Annotated in this window: 4 protein-coding genes (1 of these 4 cut by a window edge); all 4 read left to right on the top strand. The window is 70.4% G+C overall.

The window, feature by feature from the left end; translation table 11 throughout:
- The first annotated feature begins 18 nt into the window (after positions 1–18).
- A complete protein-coding gene (locus ACWD5D_RS25475) occupies positions 19–2,751 on the top strand; it encodes an AAWKG family protein (RefSeq protein WP_451375054.1) in 2,733 nt (910 codons plus the stop codon).
- Positions 2,751–3,266: a YbaB/EbfC family nucleoid-associated protein gene (locus tag ACWD5D_RS25470; protein WP_451375053.1), complete on the top strand. Its 516-nt coding sequence runs from the start codon at positions 2,751–2,753 to the stop codon at positions 3,264–3,266. Before ACWD5D_RS25475 ends, ACWD5D_RS25470 begins: the two co-directional genes overlap by 1 nt.
- 134 nt (positions 3,267–3,400) lie before the next feature.
- Complete coding sequence (locus ACWD5D_RS25465; RefSeq protein ID WP_451375052.1) at positions 3,401–3,745, top strand: hypothetical protein; 345 nt, start codon at positions 3,401–3,403, stop codon at positions 3,743–3,745.
- Positions 3,742–24,259, top strand: the start of a protein-coding gene (locus ACWD5D_RS25460) for a scabin-related ADP-ribosyltransferase (RefSeq protein WP_451375051.1). The gene runs 49,031 nt beyond the window's last position; only the first 20,518 of its 69,549 coding nucleotides appear in the window; its start codon is at positions 3,742–3,744; its stop codon lies off the right edge, out of view. The genes ACWD5D_RS25465 and ACWD5D_RS25460 overlap by 4 nt, the downstream gene beginning before the upstream one ends.

The raw sequence follows: 24,259 nt of genomic DNA, 5'->3' as shown, positions 1-24,259 counted from the left end.
GAAGAGCGGAGGGTATCCATGCCTGCCGACCTGTGGGCCTCGGCGGTCCAGTTGCTGACGGGCTATCCGATGCCCGACCGCTCGAAACTTTTCGAGGATCTCAAGGGTAGCGACGACAAGACCCCGTTGATGAACGTGAAGGTCGAAACGCTCGGCAATAAGACCGTAACGGACGTACTGCCGACCGTCGGCCCCAACGTGGAGGGGCACTCGTACGTACTCGCCTACTACACGGGCCCAATAGGCCCAATCGGCTACGCCGAACTCAAGAAGATCACGATCGACTTCCTGTGGAACCCGTCCGAGCGCCCTGCCCAGCCGGGCACTCCGCTCGACCAATACATCTTCGGCCCGTTGAACATGCTCAACGGGCTCGTGAACAACCCCTTCTCCACGCAGGGCCGTTCCTACGGCGGTCTCGTGATCGAACCGCAGAACGCCGTAAACCTGCGGTCGTTCTCCGACGTCGCCGGCGCCTACGACCGCACCTACAAGTACTTCAATGACGAGGAGGCCGTCCTCAAGCAGTGGGCCGACTCCCTCGGGCACAAGGACGCGGACATGAAGGGAACGGCCGCCGACGCGTTCGCCGCCCTGATCAGGCGGATGGAGGAGAACTACAAGGGTTACAAGGAACAGCTCCTCCCGCCCGGTTTCTCGGCCAAGAACTACGCCCTGCTGCCGGTGAACGGGCGGGGCGCCTCCCTCACCAAGCAGGGCGATTCCCTCATCGGTGCGGCGAACGCGGTCCACCAGTCGGCTTACGACCTGGTCATGTCCTGGTACCAGTGGGCCAAGGAGCCGGTGTCCAACCCGATGCTGGCGTTGTCGAACCTGATCTACGAGGTCGCCATCTGGATCCAGGGGAACAACATCGGCCAAGTGTTGATTGACCAGACCGGCAATGACGGCTACGACATGAAGGTCGGCCCCTCCTTCCAGCAGAACCACCCCACTTGGGGGGATCTCACCCAGATCGACAACTGGGGCAACATCGGCAAGCTGGCGATCAAGCTCTGGAACGACGCCGTCGAGTCGATGCTGCTGCCGGCGGGCAACAGGGAACTCAGCGAAGTGAACAACGCCTTCGTCGACGCCACCGCCGTCCTGACCAATCCGCTGGTGACGAGGAACACCTCGCCGCTCGGCAGCGACGGCAAGGACGGCAAGGGCGGAGGAGACGGGAACCAGAGCTGGGACGACATCCTGAACAAGCTGGGCCTCGGCGGCAAGGACGGCAAGGGCGGAGGAGACGGGAACCAGAGCTGGGACGACATCCTGAACAAGCTGGGCCTCGGCGGGGACAACGGCAAGGACGGCAAGGACGGCAAGGGCGGCAACAACAACACGAAGATCCCGCCGCCCCCCAAACTCAACGACCTGAACGACAAGGGCGGCAACGGGGCCGACGGAACCGGGGGGAAGGACGGTACGGGCGGGAACGGCGGCGGGATTCCCGACCCCAAGGAGTTCCTCAAGAACGCGCCCCCTCCCAATCTCAACAACCCCGGCGGTAACGGCTCCGGCGGCGGGCTGAACAACGGCTCCGGCCTGAACGTGCCGGGCGGGGTTCCCGGCGGTGTACCGGGCCTCACCGGTTCAGGAGGTCCTGGCGGCAGCGGCAACCCGAACACCCTGGTGCCCGCCCCGAACGTCAACCTCGCGGGTCAGCCTGGATCGGGTCGCCCCGGCTCTGGCCTGCCTGGATCGGGTCTCCCCGGCAGCGAGCTCCCCGGCGGCACAAACCCCGACGGCAGCCCCATCGTTCCCGGTCTGCCGAACTCCACGCTCCTCGGATCCAAGCCGCCCACCCTCCGGAACCGGGATGGCTCCGGTACGCCGGTCGCCTTCCCCGACGGCAGTACCCGGACCGTCCTGCCCGACGGCAGTGTCCTCACCACCAGCCCGGACGGTACGAAGGTCACCCGCAGCCCCGACGGCACCATCCTGACGGAGAAGCCCGACGGTACGAAGGTCACCGCCAAGCCCGACGGGACCACCACGACCGTCAAACCCGACGGCACCAAGCGCGTGCTGCACCCGGGCGGGGTCACCACCCTGACCGATCCCAACGGCAACACCTCGTACCTGGGCCCGGACGGCAAACCGCTGGGGAAGCGCCCCGACCTCTCCCTGACCACCCCGCAGCTCCCCGGCCTCAACAGCCCCGGTTTCGACCTCCCCGGGGTGTCCGGAGCGGGCGGCGGAGTACCGGGAGGAAGTGGCGGTACGTACGGTGGCGGCGGCGGGAACTCGCTCCTCGCGAACCCGCCCAGCTACGAGGAAGCCGGCTACGACCTGTCCACCGACTTCCCCGCCTACGGCTCGGACGCCCTGGGCGGCGGCCCCAACGTGGCCCTCGGCGGCATGCCGGACGGCTCCCCCGCGACCGGAACCCCGCCCATGATGCCCCCCGGCATGGGAGCCGGTGGTATGGGCGGCGCGGGTGGCGCCCTGGGCGGTGGTGACCGGGTCCGCGAGTTCGTCGGCGACCCCGCGGGCTCTCCCAACCGTATGGCCCAGGGCCCCGGCGGCCAGGGCACCGGGGGCACGCCCCCGTATATGCCCCCATCCGGCGGCCAGCAGGGCGGCCAGCAGACCCAGAGCTCCGACCGCGAGCGGGCCAACTGGCTGGCCGAGGAAGAGGACGTCTGGGGCACCGAGGACGAGGGCAACCCGGCCGTCCTCGGCCGGGAGGAGCCCAGCACCACCGGCGCGAAGCGCAACGCATTCATGACAGGAGAGGGCTGATGGGCTCGCCGCACCACTCGATCGAAGAACGCCTCGCCATGGCGATCGCGGACCTGGAGGCCTCGGAGCGCGCGGCCGCCCAGGCCCAGGAGCAGGTCCGCGGCATGCGGCTCTCGGCCACCTCCAAGGACCGCAGCGTCGAGGTGACCGTCGCGGGCACCGGCGAGGTGACGGCCGTCCGTTTCCTGGAGAGCCGCTACAAGAGCATGGCCGCTCCGCAGCTGGCGGCCTCCGTCATGGAGGCCTTCAACAAGGCGCGCTCCCTCGCCTCCCGGGACGTGGCCGACGCGGTCAAACCGCTCACGGAGAGCGTGAACGCCCTCAACTCCATGCCGGGCATGCCCGATCTGCCCGGCATCCCGGGCACGACGGCCGACTGGGGCGCCCTGATCGGGCAGTTCCTCGGCCCGGCGGCGCCCCCCGAGCCCGAGCGGCCGGCCGACGGCGCGTCCGGTCGGCGACGGAGGCGGGGCCGTGCGCTCTACGACGAGGTGGAGAGCGACCCGCACGACTGAGGGGTTGTCATCCGCGATCAATTGAGCGGCCGTCATCCGTGATCAACATGTACGTCAACTGACGCAGGCGCCCGGGCATTTCCGGGCGCAGAATTCCCTCACCACCGCACCACTGCGCGACACCGGGAGTAGGCATGCCCTCAAGTTTCGAAGCGTCCGCCAACGACGTACTCGAGGCGACCAAGGTGTTGCGCAATCTCACGACGCACATCGACGAAGTGGTGCAGAGGTACAACGACGGCGTGAACCAGACCAGGACCTGGTACGGGACGGATGACGACGAATTCGCCAAGACGGCGGGCCCGCCCTACGAGAACACGGTCAAGAACGTCACCAAGGGCATGCTGGCCTTCACGGAGGCCCTCTCGGCGCTGGCGAACGGCACCGTGAAGAACGCCAACGAGTACGTCAACCAGCAGGACGACGTCCTCTCCTCGATCAAGAAGGGCAACGACGGCCGGTCGGGACCCCGCGGATGAGCCCCGCGATAGACCCCGGACTCGGGGGCTGGCCCGACTGGGCCAGAAAGCTCGTCATGGTCCTCACGGGCGACCTGCCCCCGAGTGCGCTGCCGCAGAAGGCCCTCGAAGCGGGCCAGGTCCACGAGCGGCTCGCCAAGGACCTCGACATGATTGTGGAGTTGTCCCGCAATGCCAGCCTGAAGATCGGCGACGGCATGCCGGAGGAGGCCCGCCGGGAGTTCCAGCAGACCGTCGACAGTCTGACCACCGGCCGGGGCAAGTCGCGCCTGGACGAGTTCAAGGCACAGCTGCAGGGTGTGCGGGCGGATCTGCAGGACAAGTCCCAGCAGATCTACGAGATGTACTGGCAGGTCATGGCCGCCCTGCTGCAGATGCTGGCGTTGCTGGCCTGGGTGGCGTTCCTGGCCGTGTTCGGCTTCGGCGGTCTGGGCGGTCTCTCGGAGGCCATCTTCAACCGTGCCCGCGTGGCCGTGCTGGCGAGCATCGCCACGCTCCTCCAGCGCGTCAAGGTGCTGCCGGGCGTCTTCGAGGCGCTCGAGGAGGCGCTGCTCTCCTTTGCAGTCCAGCTCGGCAACAAGCTCTTCGGCAACAAGCTCTTCAGGCGGAATGACCTGGACTGGGGGTCGATCGGCAAGGACGGCCTCTTCGGGTTCTTCGCGGGCGGCATCGGCGAGATCCTCGGCGGCGCCTTCCACAAGGGCAAGGACCTCCTGTCCAAGCTGGGCAAGGACGCGAACGACTTCGGCGGCGTGAAGAACCCGCCGGACTTCGGCCAACGCGTGCTCAGGGAAGCCGGCGACAACGCCAACGACTTCGTGTCCGAGGGCTTCGGCGAGAGCCTCGGCGCGGCGGCGATGGGCTTGTTCTTCGAAGGCTTCGGGTTCACCTGGGCGACGTTCCTGGGGGCCGGCAGCAGCGGCGTCGTGGAGCGCAACCTGGAGCATGGCGTGGCAGGCGCGGGGCACTGGCTCCGGAGCAAGATCGTGAACCCGCTGCCGACCCCGGACGGGGTGAACAACAGCTCCGGCCACTGGCCGCCCCGCAGCCTGACCCCGGACCCGGGCCCGGACTCGAACGCGGGCTCCAACTCGCCCTGGAACACCGACAGGAACGAAGGTACGAACGGTCGTTCCGGTCCCCGTACGGACATCAACACGAGCGGTGGAACACGCCGCCCGCCCCTCACGACGTCGGACCTCGACCAGAGCGGAACCGGCGGGGGAAACCCCAGCCGCGACGGAAACGGCAGTTGGAACGACAGCGGAAACCCGAACGGGAACGGGTCCGGCCGCCCGCCGGTCGTGGCCACCAGTACCCACGACCTCCCCGACCTCTCCACCTACCAGCCCGGCGGCGACACCCCTCCGTCCACACCCTCGACGCCCACCCCGGACGTCGTCCGGAGCGACGCGGGTCAGGACACCTGGCAGCTCCCCGGCCAGCCCCGGCAGTTCGTCGCGGACCCGACGGGCGGCCCTGGCACGTTCCCGTCCAACGGACAGGACGGCCGTTCCCTCCCGGTGACCGGTACCGGCCCGGGGAACAGGGGAGTCCTCCCCGGTACGGGACCCGTGGCCGGCGACGTCACCCCCGACGCGCGCCCCGACGGTCAGCGCCCGGGAGCACCGCAGCCCGTGCGGATGCCGGAGCCCACCGCTGGGGGGAACCCGGTCCGGACGCTCGGCACCGACCCCGCTCCCGGTACCACCCCGTCGGACCCGGCAACGGAGACCGGGCCGCGCTCCATGCCGGAGCCGAGCGTCTTCGAGACCGGCGACCTGACCTTCCCGTTGGAAGACCTGAACGACAGCGGCACCATCGACACCGGCAGCGGCACCATCGACACCGGCACCAGCGACACCGGCACCCTCTGGTCCGGACCGGCCTCTCCGGACCAGGAGGTGCGCGGCCAGAACGAACTGACGATGGATCAACAGGAAGCCCTGATCGTACAGGGAGTCATCCCGCGCGCTTCCGGCCTGGGCGAGGACAGTCTGGTCCTCGCGCTCGGCGCCACCGCCCCCGACCTCGTCACGGGAACGCCGGCGGAGATCCGCGCCCACCTGTCGCAGGCCCTCGTCGCAGAGCTGGAGGCGGACCCCGGCGCCGGCACGCGCCCGCTGTGGACCGCCGTCGACGCGCAGGCGCAGGCCTCCGTCGCCAGCGACCGCACGGCGGACCGGCTGCGCACCGGGGACCCGCTGCCGCGGTCGGAGATCTACGCCCAGGAGCTCCGGGCCGTCAACAGGACCTGGGGCGACGACGAACGGCGCTCGCTGGCGTACGCGATGAGCACGTATACGTCGGCGTCCGACGCCACGGACGACGTCCTGCCCCTGGTGGCCGGACAGGTCTACGGGCTCACCGTCAACGTCGTGCAGCCGAACGGCACCACGACGCTCGTCGGCTCGCCGGACGGACGCTCCGTGACCGTCGCCCGACTGCCGAGGCCCCGCCGCGCCCGAAAGTCCGGCAGGGACCGCGACCGGTGGCTGGCGGCGGCCAGGCCCGAGGAATCACCGGAGACGCACAGGCTGTCGGACGAGGCCTTCCAGCGCCACTGGGAGCAACTCCCCACGGACACCGTCGGATTCGTACGCGCGGCCACCGCGGCGCGGTCGCTGCTCGCCGATCACGGGCGCGCCGTCGGCCCGCTCACTTCCACGCCGTTCTCCGAACTTGACGCCGACGACCGCGCCGCCCGCCGCCTCGCGGTCATCCTCCACGGTGACCCCGACCTCTACCAGGACCCCGACCGCCGCGACGAGGCACTGGCCCGGGCCCAGCACCTGCTCGACGAGCCCGTTCCGGTCCGTCCGGTCACGGAGTCCTCCGCGGAACCCGAAGCGGTGCCTGACGCCGTGTCCACGACCGGGTCGGATCCCGACACCCTCGTGGACGAACGGGGCGACGCCGTGTCGACGACAGGGTCGGACCCCGACACCCTCGTGGACGAGCGGGACGACGCCGCCGGCCCCGAGGGTCGGCTGTCGGAGCGCTCCTTCCAGCGCCGCTGGGACAAACTCAAAAACACGCCCGCCGTGGTGGAGGCGGCCGCCACAGCACAGTCCCTGCTCGCCGAACACGGTCGGGTCACCGACCCGCTCACCCCCGCCCCGTTCTCCGAACTCGACCGCGCCGACCGTGCGGCCCGCCGCCTCACGGAGATACTCCACAACGACCCCGGACTCCGCACCGACCCCGCCCGTCAGGACGAGGCCCGCGCCTGGGCGCTGCAACTGCTCGAAGACCCGCTGTTCCCGATCCCCGCGAGGGCCTCCGCACCGACACGTCCGGTCATGGAGTCCGCTGACCTCTCGGACGACGAGTCCGATACCGACTCCATCTTCTCCTCCGTCTCCTCGGACGAGGGCTGGCAGCGGCTTCCGGATGACGATGACTCGGACCTCGGGTACTCGGACTCCGCCGACGTGGACTTCGCGGAGTCCCTTCCGCTCCTGCCACGGCCGGACCTCGACGAGCAGGACGAGATCGCCGGCACTCCCGACGTCTCCCTTCCCGCTGGTACGCCCGAGCCCGGTACGACCGAGTTCGGTACGCTGTCCCGGCCGGTGTCCGAGGAGAGCGCCGCATCGCCCGCGCAGCAGGAGCAGGAGGACCTGCCCTCCTACCCGGCGGACGAGGTGAACCCGGCCCGTTCGACCGCCCTGGTCTCGGCCGTCTCCAAGCACCTGCGGTCGGGCCGGGGGCGTACGGCCAGGCTCCTCGCCTACCAATGGTTCGACGTGAAGGCCGTGGACCGGTTGCGGCGAGAGCTTGGGTTGCGTAGGAGCAGCGACCTCCTCGACCTCGCGGAGAGCATCGGGCGGGTCCCGGAGGACCTGCCGCGGATCGCCGCCGAGCTGGGACTGACGCCGATCCGCCTCTACAAGATCGCCCGCGACCTCGGTGCGGATCCCCGTCACATCGCCATCGTCCTCGGGCCCACCCTGCAACAGGGCGGGGACAAGGCGGCGCGTGATCTGGCGCGTTCGACGGGCTGGAAGCTGGGGGCCCGCAGCGGGCACCCCGAGGCAGGGACCCACCCTCGGGGCAAGGGCTGGCTCCTGGCGGTCGCCGCCCACCACCGGGTGAGCTGGGAGGGGCTGACGTACCCCTACCACGGCCTGGCGCACCATCTGAGCAAGCAGACCTCGACCGTTCCTGTCCTGACCCCGCCCGACCACGCCGAACTCGCAGATCTGGTGGACGAGTGGGTCTTGAATCAGGAGTCCGGCCCGCGGGGAGTCCGCCCCGACTACCGCGACGCATGGGAGCGCGACACCAAGTCCACGCCCCCCGTGGGGGGATCGGCTCCGTCGGCGCGGGAGCAGGCGGCGCAGGTGGCCAGGGCCTCCCAGCAGGCCGGGGCCATGGTGACCGACCTTCTCACGGACCGGGGCGTCGCGGTCACCCCGGAGCAGCGCGCCACGCTCACCGACACCGCGGCGGCGCACCTCTTCCTCGACCCCGCCGACCCGGAGGAAGCCCGGACGGCCGCCGCACGGCTCCTCGACGAGGCGAACGACGCCGCCGTGACCGCGGCGCACCGCACCGACCTGCCGTTCGACCCCGTCGCGTTCGGCCGGCTCTGGGAGAGTGCCCGGCAGGAGGCCGTCGGGGAGAACCTGGAGTCGGCGCTGGCCGAGGCTCGCGGCCTGGTGGGCCCACTGCGCAGGCTCCCCGTGTCGTTCGACCGCGACACCGCCCCGTACCTCCGCCTCAGGCCCGAGGACCAGGTCGTCCGCCGCGTCGCGCACCACCTCTACACCTGGCCCGGTGACACCGAGGGTGCCCGAGCCCTTGCCCAGCGCCTGGTGGGCGACCTCCCACCGTCGCAGCCGGACCCGCTGCGGCGGGTCGGCGGCGCCAAGAAGAAGACGAAGAAGAAGGCTCAGCCGGCCCAGGACCAGCCCGCCGCCTCGACCTCCTCTTCGACCAGCCAGGCCACGCCGTCCACGAGTGCGCCCAGCCGTCCGGCCACTACCCGGATCACTCAGGCCGAGGCGCGGCGGCTCGCCGAGCGGGCCTCCAAGCGGTGGTTGGAGGAGCACCCGCCGCAGATTCCTTTGTCTGAGGTCGACGTCACGAGCGCGGTCACCGGCGTCGCGCGCTTCCTCGTCACTCACTCCGCCGCCATTCCCGCCGATCTGGACCTCGAAGTCGCCGACCTCCTGGTCGCCCTGCGGAACGCGGGCATGACGGACGTGCCGCTTCCGGCGCTGCGGGAACTGGTGCGCTACCGCGACGTGCTGGCGGCGGCCGCCAACTCCGCCCCGGCCGCTCGCATGATGGCGACCTTCCCCGCCCTGCCGGAGCAGTTGGCGACCCGCCCGAAGCTCCTCGCGCACCTCACCGACCCGGACATCACGGATCCCGCCGAGCATATGCTCAGCGATGAGGCCCTGACGGACCAGCTGATCTCCAGCCCGGCACTGCTCGATGCCATGGAATCGAATGACGGCTTCCGCAGCGACTTGGTCGGCCACATGTTCCTCGTCGCCGATTTCCCGGGCAGGCTCGACATCCTGCGGGAACTACTCGTGGACCACCGCTCAGTGCCCCTGAGGGTCGTTGCCAGGACTCCCGTGTTCGGCGAATTCCTGAAGTCCCAGGACGGCAACGAGCGGCACCTCGCCCTCGCGAAGCTCGATGACAACATCGACCTGTCCATGGCGATCATCGACCACGGCCAGGCTCTGCCCAACACGGCCGCATTCCGGGCATTGTTTGCGAACGAGAACCTGTTGTCGGCGTTGCGGAGGAGTCCGCGTCAGTCCAGGACGGTGTTGGCGATCCCGGGGATGTTGGCCGTGGCGGCCGCGGATCCGGAGATTCTGCGTACGCTGGACAGTGATCCGGATCTGTCCGATGTGCTGATCGAGAGTCCGGCTCTGGCGTTGAAGCTGGCCGGGTCGAGGGAGTTGCTGGAGGCTGCCTACGGGAACGGGAACCTGGCGGCGGTGCTGTCGGCGGATCCGGCTGTCTTCGACGGGATGCTGGACGCCCCGCGTGCGCTGAGGGCCGCGCTGGAGGCGCAGGGTCCGTACGCGTGGCCGGCGGATGGTCAGGCCCCGGCTACTGCGGCGCCGCTGGTGCGGCTGCGGGCGAATCCTCTTGTCCGTGCCGCCTATCCCGAGCAGCGCGACCTCATTGGCCGGCTGATGCGGGAGGGGGACTTCACCAAGGTCCTCGCGGAGCACATCGACGCCCTGAAGTACCCGCACGAACTGCGAAGGCTGCTGGTTGACGACCTCAAGCCACTGCGCGACGCGATGGCCAACGACGCGGACTTCCCGGTCCGCGAGGTCCTGCGCGGTGCCACCCGGCACGGCCAGCTGCGAGCGAGTCTCGTGTACGACATGAGCAGCCGGCGGACGGCAGAACATTTCTCCACCCAAAACCCGGAAGCTGCCGAGTTCCTCACCGAAAGCCCAGGTATCGCCTACTTCTTCGCATTCAGCGATGTCGTTGAATCGGTTCTCCTACTGGCCGACGTTCCGGTCGTATGGGATCACGTGAAGAACGACGCACTTGTGCTCGCCGCAGTCCACAAGGACATGGATGCGGGGTTGCTCGTCCAGACGCCGGATGTCCTGACACCCCTGCTGGCGGACGACGGCGCCCTGCTCCGGCTGGTGCGGGCCTTCCGGCACGTCGGCATCGCGATCGGGGACAACCGGGAGATCCTGGCCACCGCCCAGGGGTTCGGCAACACGTTCCACGCAATGGCGGACTCCGCTGCCGTCGCGAATCCGGATGCGTCGGCCGTCAGCGTCGACATCTGGGGCCGCTTCCTGTCGGACGGGGACCTGCTGGAGGCCTTCGGCCGTGAGGAGAACGCCGCTCTGCACCGGGCGTTCGGCGCGGCCCCCGATCTGCTGGTCTCGGCCATGCGGCGGCCGGCTTTCCGTGATGCCTTCATCAGCGACCCCGCGCGTTTCACGCGACACGGGGAGGATCTCGCCGCGTTGCGCGCGGAGATCGAGAGTGTGGGGGAGTTCGGGTTCACCGAAGAGGGCTGGCGGATCGTTCCGGAGGACCACGAGCTCCTGAACCTGGTGCTCGGCCCGGTCGAGGAAGGGCGGGCTGCAATCCAGGGGATGTGGTCCGGCGACGACGCGGCCCCGCAGCGGCGCGCCGAGTACACCGACCGCCTTGAGGCCGCGCACCTCGCCCTTCAGGAGGTTCCAGGCCTGCGAGAGGCCGCGACCGACAGCGTGTCGATCCGCTACCTCCTCATGTCCGGTCCGGTGCTCACGTCCGCGCTGCGGATACGTCCCGACCTCCTGCCTCTGCTCCTGGCCGACAGCGACGTACGCAGGACGCTGGAGGCCGACCGGCGCTTCACGGCGGCCCTCGGGACCAACCCCAAGCTGTACAACGCGTTCATGAGCGACGCGCAGGTCCGTGAAATGGCGCACAGGGACGTTAGTTTCAGGCGATCCATGGCCACGAACCGTCATATGTGGCGCCTGGCGAGCTCCGCGGCAGTAGCCGACATCTTCGCGCTCGTGCCCGGCTCCCACTTCGTGGTGGGCGCCAGCGAGCCGCTCGCCGAGGCCGCGTTCGACCTCCCCGGGGCCGCCGACGTCCTCAACCGGTCGCCCGAACTCTTCGAGCGGCTCGGCGGGATTCTGGGGCGTCGTACCCGTGAGCAGATCGAGCACCTGAACAGGGTGGTCAGGGCTGTTCTGACCAAGGGGCTGGATTCACTGACCGTGGTCGCCGAACAACCGGACCTCGCCACCGTGCTGGCGAGCGCTCCGGCGGTGGCCCGGGCGTTGGGCGAGCAGCCCGGGATCCTGCCGACGGGTGAGTCCTTCAGGGAACTCGTTGGCAACTTGGAGCTCGTGGCTACTCTGCAGGTGGACGAGGCGGTCGCCCGGCAGGTCTTGGGCCGGAGGGACCTGGCGCTGACCGCGATCCGCCACCCGCAGTTGGTCATGGCCATGGCCGCGATGCCGGCCCTCGCGAGCCTGCTCGATCACAGCCCGGATGTCGGCGCTCTGCTCGCCAGGCACCCCGTGCTGATCGATGCCATCGTCGCGCATCCTGATGCGGCGCCCACGTTGCGTGGCCGTGCGGATTTGGTTACTGCTCTGCGGGACGTCCCGGGGCTTGTGGCCGAGTTGTCGGGGCAGCCGAGGTTGTGGGATCTGCTGCGTGCGCAGCGTGTGCTGGTGCAGGATGCCGCTGCGCGTGAGGTCGTGTGGCGGGTGCTGGTGGCGCAGCCGGGGCTGGTGGAGGCGGTGCTCGACCAGCCGCGGCTTGTCCGGCGGCTGGCCAGCCGCCCCGCACTCCAGCAGGCCTTGCTGTCCTCGTCGGCCGTTCTCACCAAGGAGCAGGCCGGCAGCCTCTTCGGCTCCGAGAGCCTCCCGGCGGCTCTCGACGCACAGCCCAAGGTGGCGGGTCTGGTCTTCGGTGACCCTTCCCTCCTGTCCTATGCCTTGGACACTGCGGATTTCGCCCGCGAACTCAAGGAACTCGCCGACTCCCGCAAGTCGTTCGCCCGCCTGGTGGCGCGTGGTGCCGACGCGATCCGGGAGGCGGTCGCCTCGCGGATCGCCCAGAAGGCCGCCGCCAGTCGCGCGGCCGCGGAGGCGCGCACCGCACCCGTGGCGCCGGGCCCGGCCGCACCGGCTGAGGTCACGAGCGCCGGGGAGTCCTCCGACACGGTCTCCCCGCCCATGGAGAGCGGTAGCGATGCGCCGGCCGAAGTCGATGCCGAGGCTGATGCGGGTCTCCCGGCCTGGCAGGATCCGGAGATCGCGGAGTGGATCGCGAACACGGCCGGTGTTTCCGAGACGTTGGACGTGCACCCGGAGCTGAAGAGCCTGCTCTTCTACTCACCCGGTCTGTTCGACGCGGTCGAGCGGAATCCCGGGACCTTGCGGGATTACGCGTTCACGACGTTCGCGGCGTCGCACAGAATGTCGTGGGATTTCGAGTCGGATTTCCAGGAGTATCACGCTTCGCTGGATGTGATGCCGCCGGGTTCGGAGGGGTATCAGGCGGTCAAGGACGCGGCGCGTGAGGTCTGGCGTGGTTTGGAGTCGGCTCAGTGGGCGGCGGAGGAGCTGCGGCTGGGGGAGATCCGGGAGCGGTTGCTGCGGTTCTCTCCGGTGCGGAATTCGACGTGGGACCACAGTGGGCGGGTGGTGTACGGGGACATCAGGCAGGGTGCCGCGTGGTTCGGGGAGTTCGCGGACGAGGTGGACCACGTGGCGTGGGGGACCGCGGTGCAGGAGGGCCGTGTCGCGGTGAATACGGCGCTGCACGCTCACGCGGCGAGCGGTTCCGGCGGTATTTCCTTCACCTATGTGCTGAATCCTTTGGATGGCAAGGTCGATGCGCTGGTGTATGGGCGCAGTACGCGGCGTCAGGGGAACGATTACCGGTGGGACGGGCACGGGAGCAAGGCCGTCAAGGGTCCGTTGTCGGTCACGGTGGTGGAGGACCTGCCGGAGTACGAGGCTTCGGTGCGGTTGGTCGAGAGGGTGCGGACGCCGGAGGGCGTGGCGGCCGTGGTGGAGGGTCTGCGGCGGGGGCCGGCCACCGGCGGCGAACCGGTCGACGAGGCGACGCGGCCGGTGACGGTCGGCGGCCCTGCCGACACGTTCGACGCGGCCACGTTCGAGGAGGGATGGCGCCGGCTGGTGGCGACTCCTCGGGGCCGCAGGGAGACGGGGGAGGTGGTGGCGCGGGCGCGGGTGCTGTTCGCTTCGGGGCGTCACCTGCCGCCGTCGTCCGTGGACAACACGGACCCGTTCGCGGAACTGTCGGCCGAGGAGCAGGTGGTGCGGCGGCTGGCGTACTTCATGGCGACCGAGGGCGGCGACGACGTGGTGGCCGCCAGGGCCGTCCTGCGTGAACTCGTAGCGACGCTGCCCCCGGCCACGCCGGATCCGCTGCGGCGGGTCGGCGGGACCAAGAAGAAGACGAAGCCGAAGAAGAGGACTCAGGCGGCCCCGGAGCAGCCCACGGCCTCCACCTCGGCCTCCACTTCCGGGGCGGTCCCGGCCACCCCCTCCGCCGGTTCGTCCAGCACCCCGGCCCCCCGCATCACCCGCGACGAGGCACGACGCCTGGCCGAACGGGCAGGCCAGCGCTGGGTGGAGGAGCGCGGGCTACGGAACTCCGCCTCCGAGGCGCGAGTCCTGGGCACGATCACCCCAGTGGCGCGCTTCCTCGCGATTCACGCCGGTACCGTTCCCGCAGGCCTGGGCATCGAAGTAGCCGACTACCTGATCGCGCTGCGGAGCACGGGCTCGTTCGACCCGCCCCTGCCGGCGCTGCGGGAGCTGGTGCGCCATCCCGCCGTTCTGGTGGCGGTCTCCAACTCCGGCCCGGCCGCGCAGCTTGCGGCCACTCACCCCGCCCTGCCCGAGCAGCTGTCGACGCGCCCGAACCTCCGCCGGATCCTCACCGACCCGGACAACACCTTCATCACCGCACAGATGATCCGGCACAGGGCTTCGATGGACCTGCTGCTGGCCAACCCGCAGCTGCTCGACGCCATGGAGTCCGACGACGTCTTCAGAAGTCACCTGGCAAACCACTTCGTCCTCGTCGCGGAATTGCACGGCAGAGCCGACATCCTGCAAGAGTTGCTCGTGGGTCGGCACGGAACCGCCCGATTCGTCGCGATTGACAATCCGGTTTTCGCGGAATTCCTGGAGAGTCGGGACAGAGACCAGCGGCTCGCTGTCATTTCGCAGCTAGACGACAATCTCGACCTCAGTGTCGCGGTGATGGACCACCCCGAGGTCCTCGCCGATGTCTCCGCGTACCGGACGCTCTTCGAGAGCGAGGGTCTGCTGTCGGCGCTGCGCAGGCATCCGCGGCAGGCGAGGACCGTGTTGGCGATCCCGGGCATGCTGGCCGCGGCCGCCGCCGACCCGGACATCGTCCGCACGCTGGACGGCGACGAGGATCTCTCCGACGTATTGATCGAGAGCCCCGCTCTCGCCCGCAAGATGGCCGGGGCCAGGGAGCTTCTGGACGCCGCCTACCGAAACGGGCACCTGGCGGAGGTGCTGTCGGCGCGGCCCGATGCCTTCGACCGCCTGCTCGACGACCCGCCCGCTCTACTGGAGGCGCTGGCGTCGCAGGGCCCGTACACATGGCCCCCGAGCGACGCCGCGAAGGCGGCGTCCTCGGTCCCCCTGGCGCGGATCAGCGCGCACCCCGTGGCCCGCGCCGCCTTCCCTGAGGAGCGCCGGCTCGTCGCCAAACTGGTGGGGCAGAACAAGTTCGCCGCAGTCCTCGCGGCGCACATCGATTCCCTCGAATACCCGCATGAACTGCGAAAGCTGCTGAGTGACGAGTACGGGCCGCTGCGCGAGGCGATGGCCGAGGACGACGAGTTCCCGGTCGGGGAAGTGCTGCGTGCCTTCCTGCGGCACCGCACCCTGCGCGACACGACACTGACGGACAAGCAGGCCCTACGGGCCATGGGGCAGTTCGCCAGGCTGCACCCGGACGCGGCCGACTCCCTCATCGAGAGTCCCGGCCTTGGCTACTTCTTCATGCTTGCCCATCTCCCGGACCACATGCTCAGGCTCGCCGATGTGCCGGGCATATGGGAGTTCGCGAAGAGGGACGCCCTGCTGCTCGGCGCCATCCACAAGGACGCCGCTGCGGCGTTCGTCATCGCGAACAACCGGGATCTCCTGCCGGCCCTGATGGCGTCGGACGGGGCACTACTCCGGATGGTCCGGGAATTCCGGCACATCACTGACGCGCTGGGGAACCGGCCGGATCTCCTCACCACTACCTGGGGTCTGGGCACGATGTTCCGCGCGATGGCGGACTCCGCTGCCGCGACGCATCCGGACGAGACGGCGGTGAGTCGCGACGACTGGATCCGCTTCCTGTCGGACGAGGACCTCCTCGCGGTCCTGCCCGCCGAAGGCCACGCCGCCCTGCACCGGGCATTCGGCGCCGCACCCGATCTGCTGACCTCGGCCATGAGGCGGCCCGCTTTTCCCGACGCCTTCATTGTCGCCCCCGAGCGGTACACCGCTCTCGGGGAAGACGTCGACGCACTGAGCGCGGAGATCGAGAACGCGGGACCTCTCGGATACACGGAGGAAGGCTGGCTGATCGAACCGGGGCAGCAGCGCGTCCTGGACCTCACGCTCGGGTCCCTCGAGGACGGCCAGGCCCTGCTCCAGGGGCTGCAGCCGGCGGACGACGAGGAGGAGCAGCAGCGCGCGGAGTACGTGGCCAACCTGGAGGAGACCCACCGGGCCTACGAGGAGGTACCAGGCCTGCGGGAGGCCGCGGCCGACAGCCTCTCGTTCCGCTTCCTCCTCATGGTGAACTCCGCGTTCGCGTCCACGCTACGGAAGCGTCCCGACCTGCTGCCGGTGCTCGTGGAGTCCCGTAACGCACGCAAGGCCGTGGGGAGCGACGAGCCGTTCACGAAGGCCCTCGCGACCAACGGCAGCCTGTACAGCGCCTTCGCGACCAACGCGTTCGTGCGCGAGTCGATGGCGGACGACCATGACAGCAGAATGGCCGTATCGTCGAACCGTCACATGTGGCGTGCGTATACCTCCGCCCAGGCGGCCCGCCTTTTCGCCCTCGTGCCCGACTCCCTGGCCGTGCTGGAGGACAGTGAGCCGCTCGCCCAGGCCGCGTTCGAGGTTCCCGGAGTCGTGCCTCTCCTGGAAGGCTCGCGCGAGCTCTTCTGGCACTTCGCCAACATTCTGGAGGGTCGTGACCCGGAGCAGGTCGAGCAGCTGAACGTGGTGGTCAGGGCCGTGCTGACCAAGGGTCTTGACTCGCTGACGGCGGTGGCCGGCGACGCGGGCGTCGTGGACATCCTGGCGAGTTCCCCGGTGGTGGCGCGGGCCCTGGGCGACCAGCCAGGTGTCCTGCCGAACGGTGAGTCCCTCCTGGAACTGCTGGACAACGCCGGTCTCATGGCCGATCTGGAGGCGAACGAGGAGGCCGCCCGGCAGATCCTGGGACGGACCGACCTGACGGCCATCGCGATGCGGAACCCGGGGTTCGTCAGCGCTGTCGCCGAGGTACCGGGGCTGGCTGCCCTGCTCGACGACAACCCGAACACGGCCTTGCTGCTCTCCACGCACCCCGCCCTGATCGAGACTTTGGTCGCGCACCCGGCGGCGGTGCCCACCCTGCGCGGCCGCGCCCCGTTGGTGATGGGTCTGCTGACGAACCCGTCCCTGGTCGGCGAGTTGTCCGGGCAGCCGAGGCTGTGGGATCTGCTGCGTGCCCAGCGTGTGCTGGTCGAGGATGCCGCGGAGGGCTCGGACGTCTGGCGGGTGCTGGTGGCCCAGCCGGGGCTGGTCGCAGCCGTTCTCGAGGAGTCGCCCCTCCTGCGGCGGCTCATGAGGCGGCCCGCCCTCCAGCAGGTCCTGCTGTCCTCGCAGACCGCCTTCCCCAAGGCGCGGATCGGAAGGCTGTTCGGCTCCGAAAGCCTCACCGCGGTTCTCGAAGGACAGCCCGAAGTGGCGGCGCTCGTCTTCGGGGACCCCGCCTTCATGGTCTACGCCCTGGGCACACCGGAGTTCGCCGCCGAACTCAGGGAACTCGCCCGTTCCCGAGGGTTCGCGGACCTGGTCGCGGATGGGCCCGACGCGATCCGCCAGGCGGTAGCCGCCGGTATCGCCGCAAAGGCGGCCGTCCGCACGGCCGCTGCGGCGCGCACCACCCAGGCCGTCCCGGCGCCGGCGGAGCCGACGAGCACCGAGCGGTCCGGCGGTACGGATTCCCCGTCCCCGCAGAGCGGCGACGACGTACCGGCCGAGGCCGGCAACGACGCCGATGCGGGTGCCCATGACTGGCAGGATGAGGAGATCGCGGCCTGGGTCGCGGACACTCCTGGGGTCTCCGGGACGCTGGCCGCGCACCCGGAACTGGAGGGCCTGCTCTTCTACTCGCCGGGTCTCTTCAGTGAGGTCGAGCGGCATCCTCAGACGTTGTCAGGGTATTCCTTCTCGACGTTCGCCGCGTCGCACGGGTTGTCCTGGGATTTCGAGCGGGATTTCCAGGCGTATGACGATGCGATGGACTTCATGCCGCCGGGTTCGGAGGGGTATCAGGCGGTCAAGGACGCCGCGCGCGGTGTCTGGCGGGACCTGGAGTCCGCTCAGCGGGAGGCTGAGGAGGCGCGGCTGTCGGTGATCCGTGAGCGGCTGGGTCGGTTCGAGGCGAGGGACCCGTCGACGTGGGAGCACAGCGGGAAGGTGGTGTATGGGAACAGGCAGGGTGAGGCCTGGTTCGCGGAGTTCGCGACCGAGGTGGGGCGGGTGGCCGCGAGGACCAGTGCGCGGGATGACCGTGTCCGGCCGAACATGGCGTTGCACGCCCACGCGGCCAGTGGTTCGGGTGGCATCTCCTTCGCGTATGTGCTGAATCCGGAGGACGGCCGGGTCGATGCGCTGGTGTACGGGCGTAGTACGCGGCGGAATGACGCGAACGGTTACCGGTGGGACGGGCACGGGGGTGCGGCGGTCTCGGGCGCGTTGTCGATCACGGTGGTGGAGGAGCTGCCGGAGTTCCAGGCTTCTGTGCGGTTGGTCGAGAGGCTGCGGACGCCGGAGGGCGTGGCGGCCGTGGTGGAGGACATGCGGCGGGGGCCGGCCACCAGGGACGAACCGGATGACGGTTTCGACGAGGCTGCTTTCGAGGAGGGGTGGCGCCGGCTGGTGGCGACTCCTCGGGGCCGCAGGGAGACGGGGGAGGTGGTGGCGCGGGCGCGGGTGCTGTTCGCTTCGGGGCGTCACCTGCCGCCGTCGTCCGTGGACAACACGGACCCGTTCGCGGAACTGTCGGCCGAGGAGCAGGTGGTGCGGCGGCTGGCGTACTTCATGGCGACCGAGGGCGGCGACGACGTGGTGGCCGCTGCCGCCGTGCTGCGTGACCTGGTGGCGACGCTGCCTCCGGCCACGCCGGCCCCGCTGCGGCGGGTCGGCGGCGCCAAGTCCAAGAAGAAGCCGAAGAAGAAGACTGCTCCGGCCAACTCGGGCAGTCAGGAACCCGGATCCTCCACCGGGCCCGGCACGGCCGCCGACACCACCACGGTCACCGCGACCACGGCCACCGAGGCCCCCACGCCCTCTGCGGCTCCCACGCCAGGGGCGCAGCCCCATGGCGCTCCCCTGACCGCCGAGAACGCCGCAGAAATGGTCGGCGACGCCTACGACCAATGGCTCGCATGGAATCTCGGCCGGGGATACCCGGACTCCGAGCAGCGAGAGCGCGGGCTTTCCGAGACGGCGCAGAGCTTCCTCATTTACGCCAAGTTCCTGTCCGAAACACACCCGGAACTGGTTTTCGACAGTGAAGTCGTCGCGTTCCTGCTCGCCCACCAGTTGCACCCCGACAACCCCTCCCTGGCCACGGAAACGCTGCTCGCGCTCGCCCAGGACCGGGACGTCCTGAACGCCGCCAGTCGCTCCACCGACCTGGCCAAGGCCGTGGACGAACATCCCTGGATCATCGCGATACTGGCCGCTCACCCGGATCTACTGGAAACGCTCGGGGACCCGGATCTGCAGGGCGAGGTCGGGCCGTTGCTGCGCGACGACGACGCCGTGGATCAGATCCTGGGCAACATGGACCTGCTGGGCGAGCTGGAGACGGACCGCAACCTGCGCCACATCGTCCTGCGCAACCACCGGGTGGTCATGGCGCTCGGCGGCGACGCCGACCTGGTCAGGCTCATCATGGGGCACGACCAGCTGTCCCTGACGAGCTACCTGGTGGGCGATGTACCGGCGTTCGCGTCTCTGCTGAGCGGCCTCGCCAAACAAGGCCCGGACAAGGCAGTGGAGTTGGCCCAGATCCTTGGTGCCGTCAGGGACAGCCTGGAGCTCCAGTACGAGATCTACGACCACGCGGAGGTCTTCACGGAACCGGAGCAATTCCACCGGCTCCTCACCGACCGGCCCCTGCTGTCCGCGATGCGAAGCCATCCGGGGCAGATCAAGACCGTGCTGGGCGTCCCCGGCATGCTGGACGCGTCGCACCGCGACCCCGGGACCCTGTCCGTGCTCGACAGCGACCCCTTCCTCTCGGACGTTCTCCTCGACCTTCCCGAACTGGGCGAACGGCTGGCCGGCGCACCCGAGCTGCTGCGCGCCGCCTACGCCAACCCCCACTTGGCCGCGACGCTCTCGGAGGACCCGCATGCCCTCCGCGACGCACTGACCTCGAACGACCAGGACACCCTGAGGCAGGTGATCGCCTCGGCCACCCCGGCGCCCCCCACGGAGGAGCCCGCACCAGCGCCGGACGGCGGGGCCGAGAGCCGGTTCCACCAGGTCCTGCGCACTGCCCTCACCGGGCACGAGGAGCTCATCGGGACCCTGCTCGACGACCCGGAGTCCGGGATCATCGTGACGGGGAATCCAGGCCTGCTCACCGCACCGCACGAATACCGCCGCCTGCTCCACCCGCAGCACGGCGAGACCGCCCGCGACCTGCTCCTGCAGTACGGGGACGACATGCTCGTCCCAGGCATGCTCCGGGTGATGCTCCGACACTCGTGGGTCCGGGGGATAAGCCCCTCGCTGGAGGACGAGGTCCACGCACTCGCGGAGACGCTGCGGCGCCACCCCGAACTGGTGGAGACGTACCACCGGAGCGGGGCGTACACGCTCCGGGCCATGGTGAACGCCAACTCCTACGCCGTCGCGACCGGCACGGAGGGATTCACGGAGGCCGTCACCCGTGACGGCCTGCTGCTCTCGGTGTTCAACGACAACCACGACCTCATGCGTCTGCTGCACGCGGTGCCGGACGTCCTGCCCGCGCTGATGGCGGGTGACACGGCGCTCCTGGAACTGGCGGCGCGTTTCCCGCTCGTCCTGAACGCGCTGCTGCGTACCCCGGACGCCACCGCGGCGGGCGGCCGGCACACCCGCGTACTGAAGGCGCTCGCGGCCGCCGCCGCGGAGGCGCCCGAGACGGCGCGGACCCCGGGCTCCGCCACCACGCGCACGGCGGGCCACTGGTCGCGGTTCCTGCTCGGCGACACACTGCTCGATGCCCTCGCCACGGAGCAGGCCGCGCCGCTGCTGCCGCTCCTCGCCACCGACGCGGAGGTCTTCAACGCGGTGGTGGAACGGCCGGCCGTCGCCCAGGTCATCCAGCAGAACCCGCAGCGCCTCACCACGCTCCTCGCGGACCGCCCCGCCCTGCTGAGCGAGATCAAGGGCGGCGGCGCACGGACCCTGACCGAGACCGGCCTCGACATCTCGGCGCAGGACGCCGCCCGGCTGCGCACCCTGGCCCTGCCACACGAGGCCGCCAGGAACGTGCTGCGCGGAGCGAAGGACGAGACAGGCCTGCGTGTGCTCGACTCCCTGCACGAGGCCTACGGGAAGATCCCCGGACTCCAGGAAGCCGTAGCGGCCGACGACGGACTCCTCCACCTGCTGTACGCGAACGCGGAACTGCTCCCCACTCTCCGCCACCGGCCGGACCTCCTCCCCGTCCTCACCGCCCCCTCGAAGAACGGCCAGCGAGCCCTCCACCTCAACACGCGGCTGACCGCGGCGCTGCGCACCAACGGACCGCTCTACCACGCCTTCGTCCAGGACTCCTTCCTGGTCGAGGAGCTGGCACGGGACTGGACCGGCGGAGACCAGATCGCCCGGAACCGTAGCCTCTTCCGGTTCGTGCGGGTCCCGCACCTACGCGGGGCCTTCGGCTACCAGTCCCCGGCCCAGCGCCTGATCGAGGCCGACGAGGCCATGACCGACGCGCTGCTGCGCGACGGCCTGCGGCTGCTCCCCTCCTTGCAGGACAACGACCCCTTCTTCGAGGAACTGCTCGAACTGCGCGGGGACGGCTCCCCCGAGCGGGTCCACCGCCTCGACGCGGTCATACGCGCCGTGACGGCCGACGCCGGCGGTCCACTCCTGGAAGCCGTCGCCGGCACCCCTGGCCTCGCCCGGATCCTCTTCGACGCGCCGACCCTGACGGCGGCCCTCACGGCGCACCCCAAGGCCTTCCTGCACGTGGACGAGGTCCGCGGCCTGCTGTCCGATGCCGGTCTGGTGGCGAGCCTGGAGCAGACGCACACCGTGACCGAGCAGATCCTGGCCTCCCGCGACCTGCTGGCCGCGACGGCCGACGAACCGCGGCTGCCCGAGGCCATGCGCGACGTGCCCGGGTTCGCCGACCTGCTCGCCCACCACCCCGAGCTGCACCCCCTCGGCGCCATGGGCCTGGCGACCGACGTCCTCGCCGACCCCAGCCTGGTGAGCGCCTTGCGCGGCCTCCAGGGCCTGGCCGAGGCGGTGATCGCCGAGCCGGCTCTCTCCGGCCAGCTGCGCAAGCCCGGGGTGCTCGCCCTGGTGCGTGCCCACCGGGTCCTCGTACGCGAGGCCCATCGGCAGTCCCGGCTCTGGCGTGCCCTGGACCGTCTGCCCGCGCTCGTCACGGCGGTGACCGAGGACCCCGCGCTCATGGCGAAGGCGGCGGGCCGGGCGAACCTGCTCGACACCATGACCGAAGCCTCCCAGGAGCTGACCGGCGAGGACCTGCGCGATCTGTTCGCCGACGAGGCGTTCACCACCCTGCTGAACAACCAGCCCTCGCTCGCCAAGGCCGTCCTCGGCGACCCCGACCTGCTGCGGTACGGCCTGGCACAGCCGCACTTCGAGGCCGCCGTCCGCGCCCTCGGCACCGGCAAGAAGGGCAAACTCGGCAAGGTCGCGAAGGCTGGTCCCGACGCGCTCCGGCGCGCCGTGGACGAGTACGGCGCGGCACACCCCGCCCCCGTGGACCCGGCCACCCCGGCACCGGTGACGGAGCCGGACCCCGCACCGGCACCCGCTCCCGTACCGACGGCCGCCTCCGTGCCGACGCCCGCGCAGACGCGGTCCGGACCGGCCGGGACGCCGGGCCAGGCCGCCAGGCTGGCGGCACTCGCCGAGTCCGCCCCGTCCGTTGTTGAAATCCTGGCCCAGGACCAGGAGCTGACCGGCTGGCTCGTGGACCGTCCCGCGATCCTGACGCGGCTGCCCGACCACCCGGAAGTGGCAGCCCTGCTGCTCGTCCGGCACGACCTGGTCGAACTCCTGGACGCGGACCCCGACGCCCTGCCCATCCTCACCTACACGCACTACACCGGGAAGGAGCCCCTCACCGGCAACCTGGACCGGGACCTGGACGGGTACCTCGGCTCCATCGACGTGGCCCTGGCACCGAAGATCCGGAAGCTCGTACGCGACGCCCTCCAACCCGCCTGGCGGCGGCACGAAGACAAACGCCGCGCGGCGGTGGAACAGCGGATCGAGCAGGTGCGCGCCCGGTTCACCGCGCTGGACTCGGCCGACCCGCAGACCTGGGAGTTCTCCCGCCAGGTGCGGTACGCCAACCGCATGCACGAGGGCCTGCTCAGCGGACACGAGGGACTCCTGTCCCGGCTGGCCTCGGGTGAGAAGCAGCCCCAAGAGGGCTCCGCCTACCTCAACGGACCCCTGCACACCCACCTCGGCTCGGGCTGGGGCGGCCTCACCTACGCGTACGTCGCGAACCCCGAGGACGGCACCGTGGACCTGCTCGTCTACGGGTGGTCCAAGCGCCGGGCCCGTTCGGGCAACGACTACGTGTGGGAGAACAGCGGCACCCGGTCCATGAGCGGTCCGCTCCCGATCGAATACGCCGAGGACGCCCCCGAACTGATCCGCTCGCTCGACCTGGTCGAGCGGCTGCGGACCCGGGGCGGTGTCGACACGCTGGTCGACGCCTACCGCGCCAGGCAGGGCGTGACGGGACGACGGGCCGCGCAGGCCCCGCCCTCGGACCGGATCAGCAGGGGCCCCTGGGTGCCCGGCCCGGTCCCGTCCGCCGTGCGCCCCGACGCCGCCTGGGCCGCGCGCCGGGACGACGCCCCGGTGGTGTACCTCGACACGGAGCGGTTCGACCCCGCGCCGAGCTCCCTGGCCGAGGGGCGCACCGTCCTGGTCCGGTCGCAGATCCGGCGGATCCAGGTGACCCCGGACCTGTGGGTCCGCGACGTGACCCTGGACCTCCCGGTCGTCGGCCTGCGCACCGACGACCGGGAGGTGTTCGAGCAGCGTCTCCAGGGCATCCTGGACCGGGCGCTGAACGACCACGGGCGCAGGTTCAAGAACTCCGGCGACCGTCTGCACGTACGCGTCGAGCTGAAGCGGGGCGACACGCACGACGACCCGATCGTCGTCTCCTCGACCCCGGCCGGGGAGCGCCTGCCGCGGCCGGACCAACTGCACCTCGACCGCGGGGACACCGACGCTTTCCTGCTCCACGAACTGCTGCACTACCTCGGTGAGTCCGACCGCTACGTCTCGGCCGAGGCGGTGTTCCGTTCCTCGGCCGACTCGACGGCCGTGCGGGACGGCGGGGTCATGGCGGACCCCGAGGGCGGGCTCGTCGTGTCGGAGGCCTCACTCGCCGCCATCGAGGCCGTGCACGCCTCGGGGCCCGTGATCCTGGACCATCCGCTGCCGCACCCCGCGCAGTCGGCGCCGGCCACCGGCC

It is taken from the genome of Streptomyces sp. NPDC002520, assembly GCF_053595235.1.
This window is presented reverse-complemented; position numbering and strand designations above follow the sequence as displayed.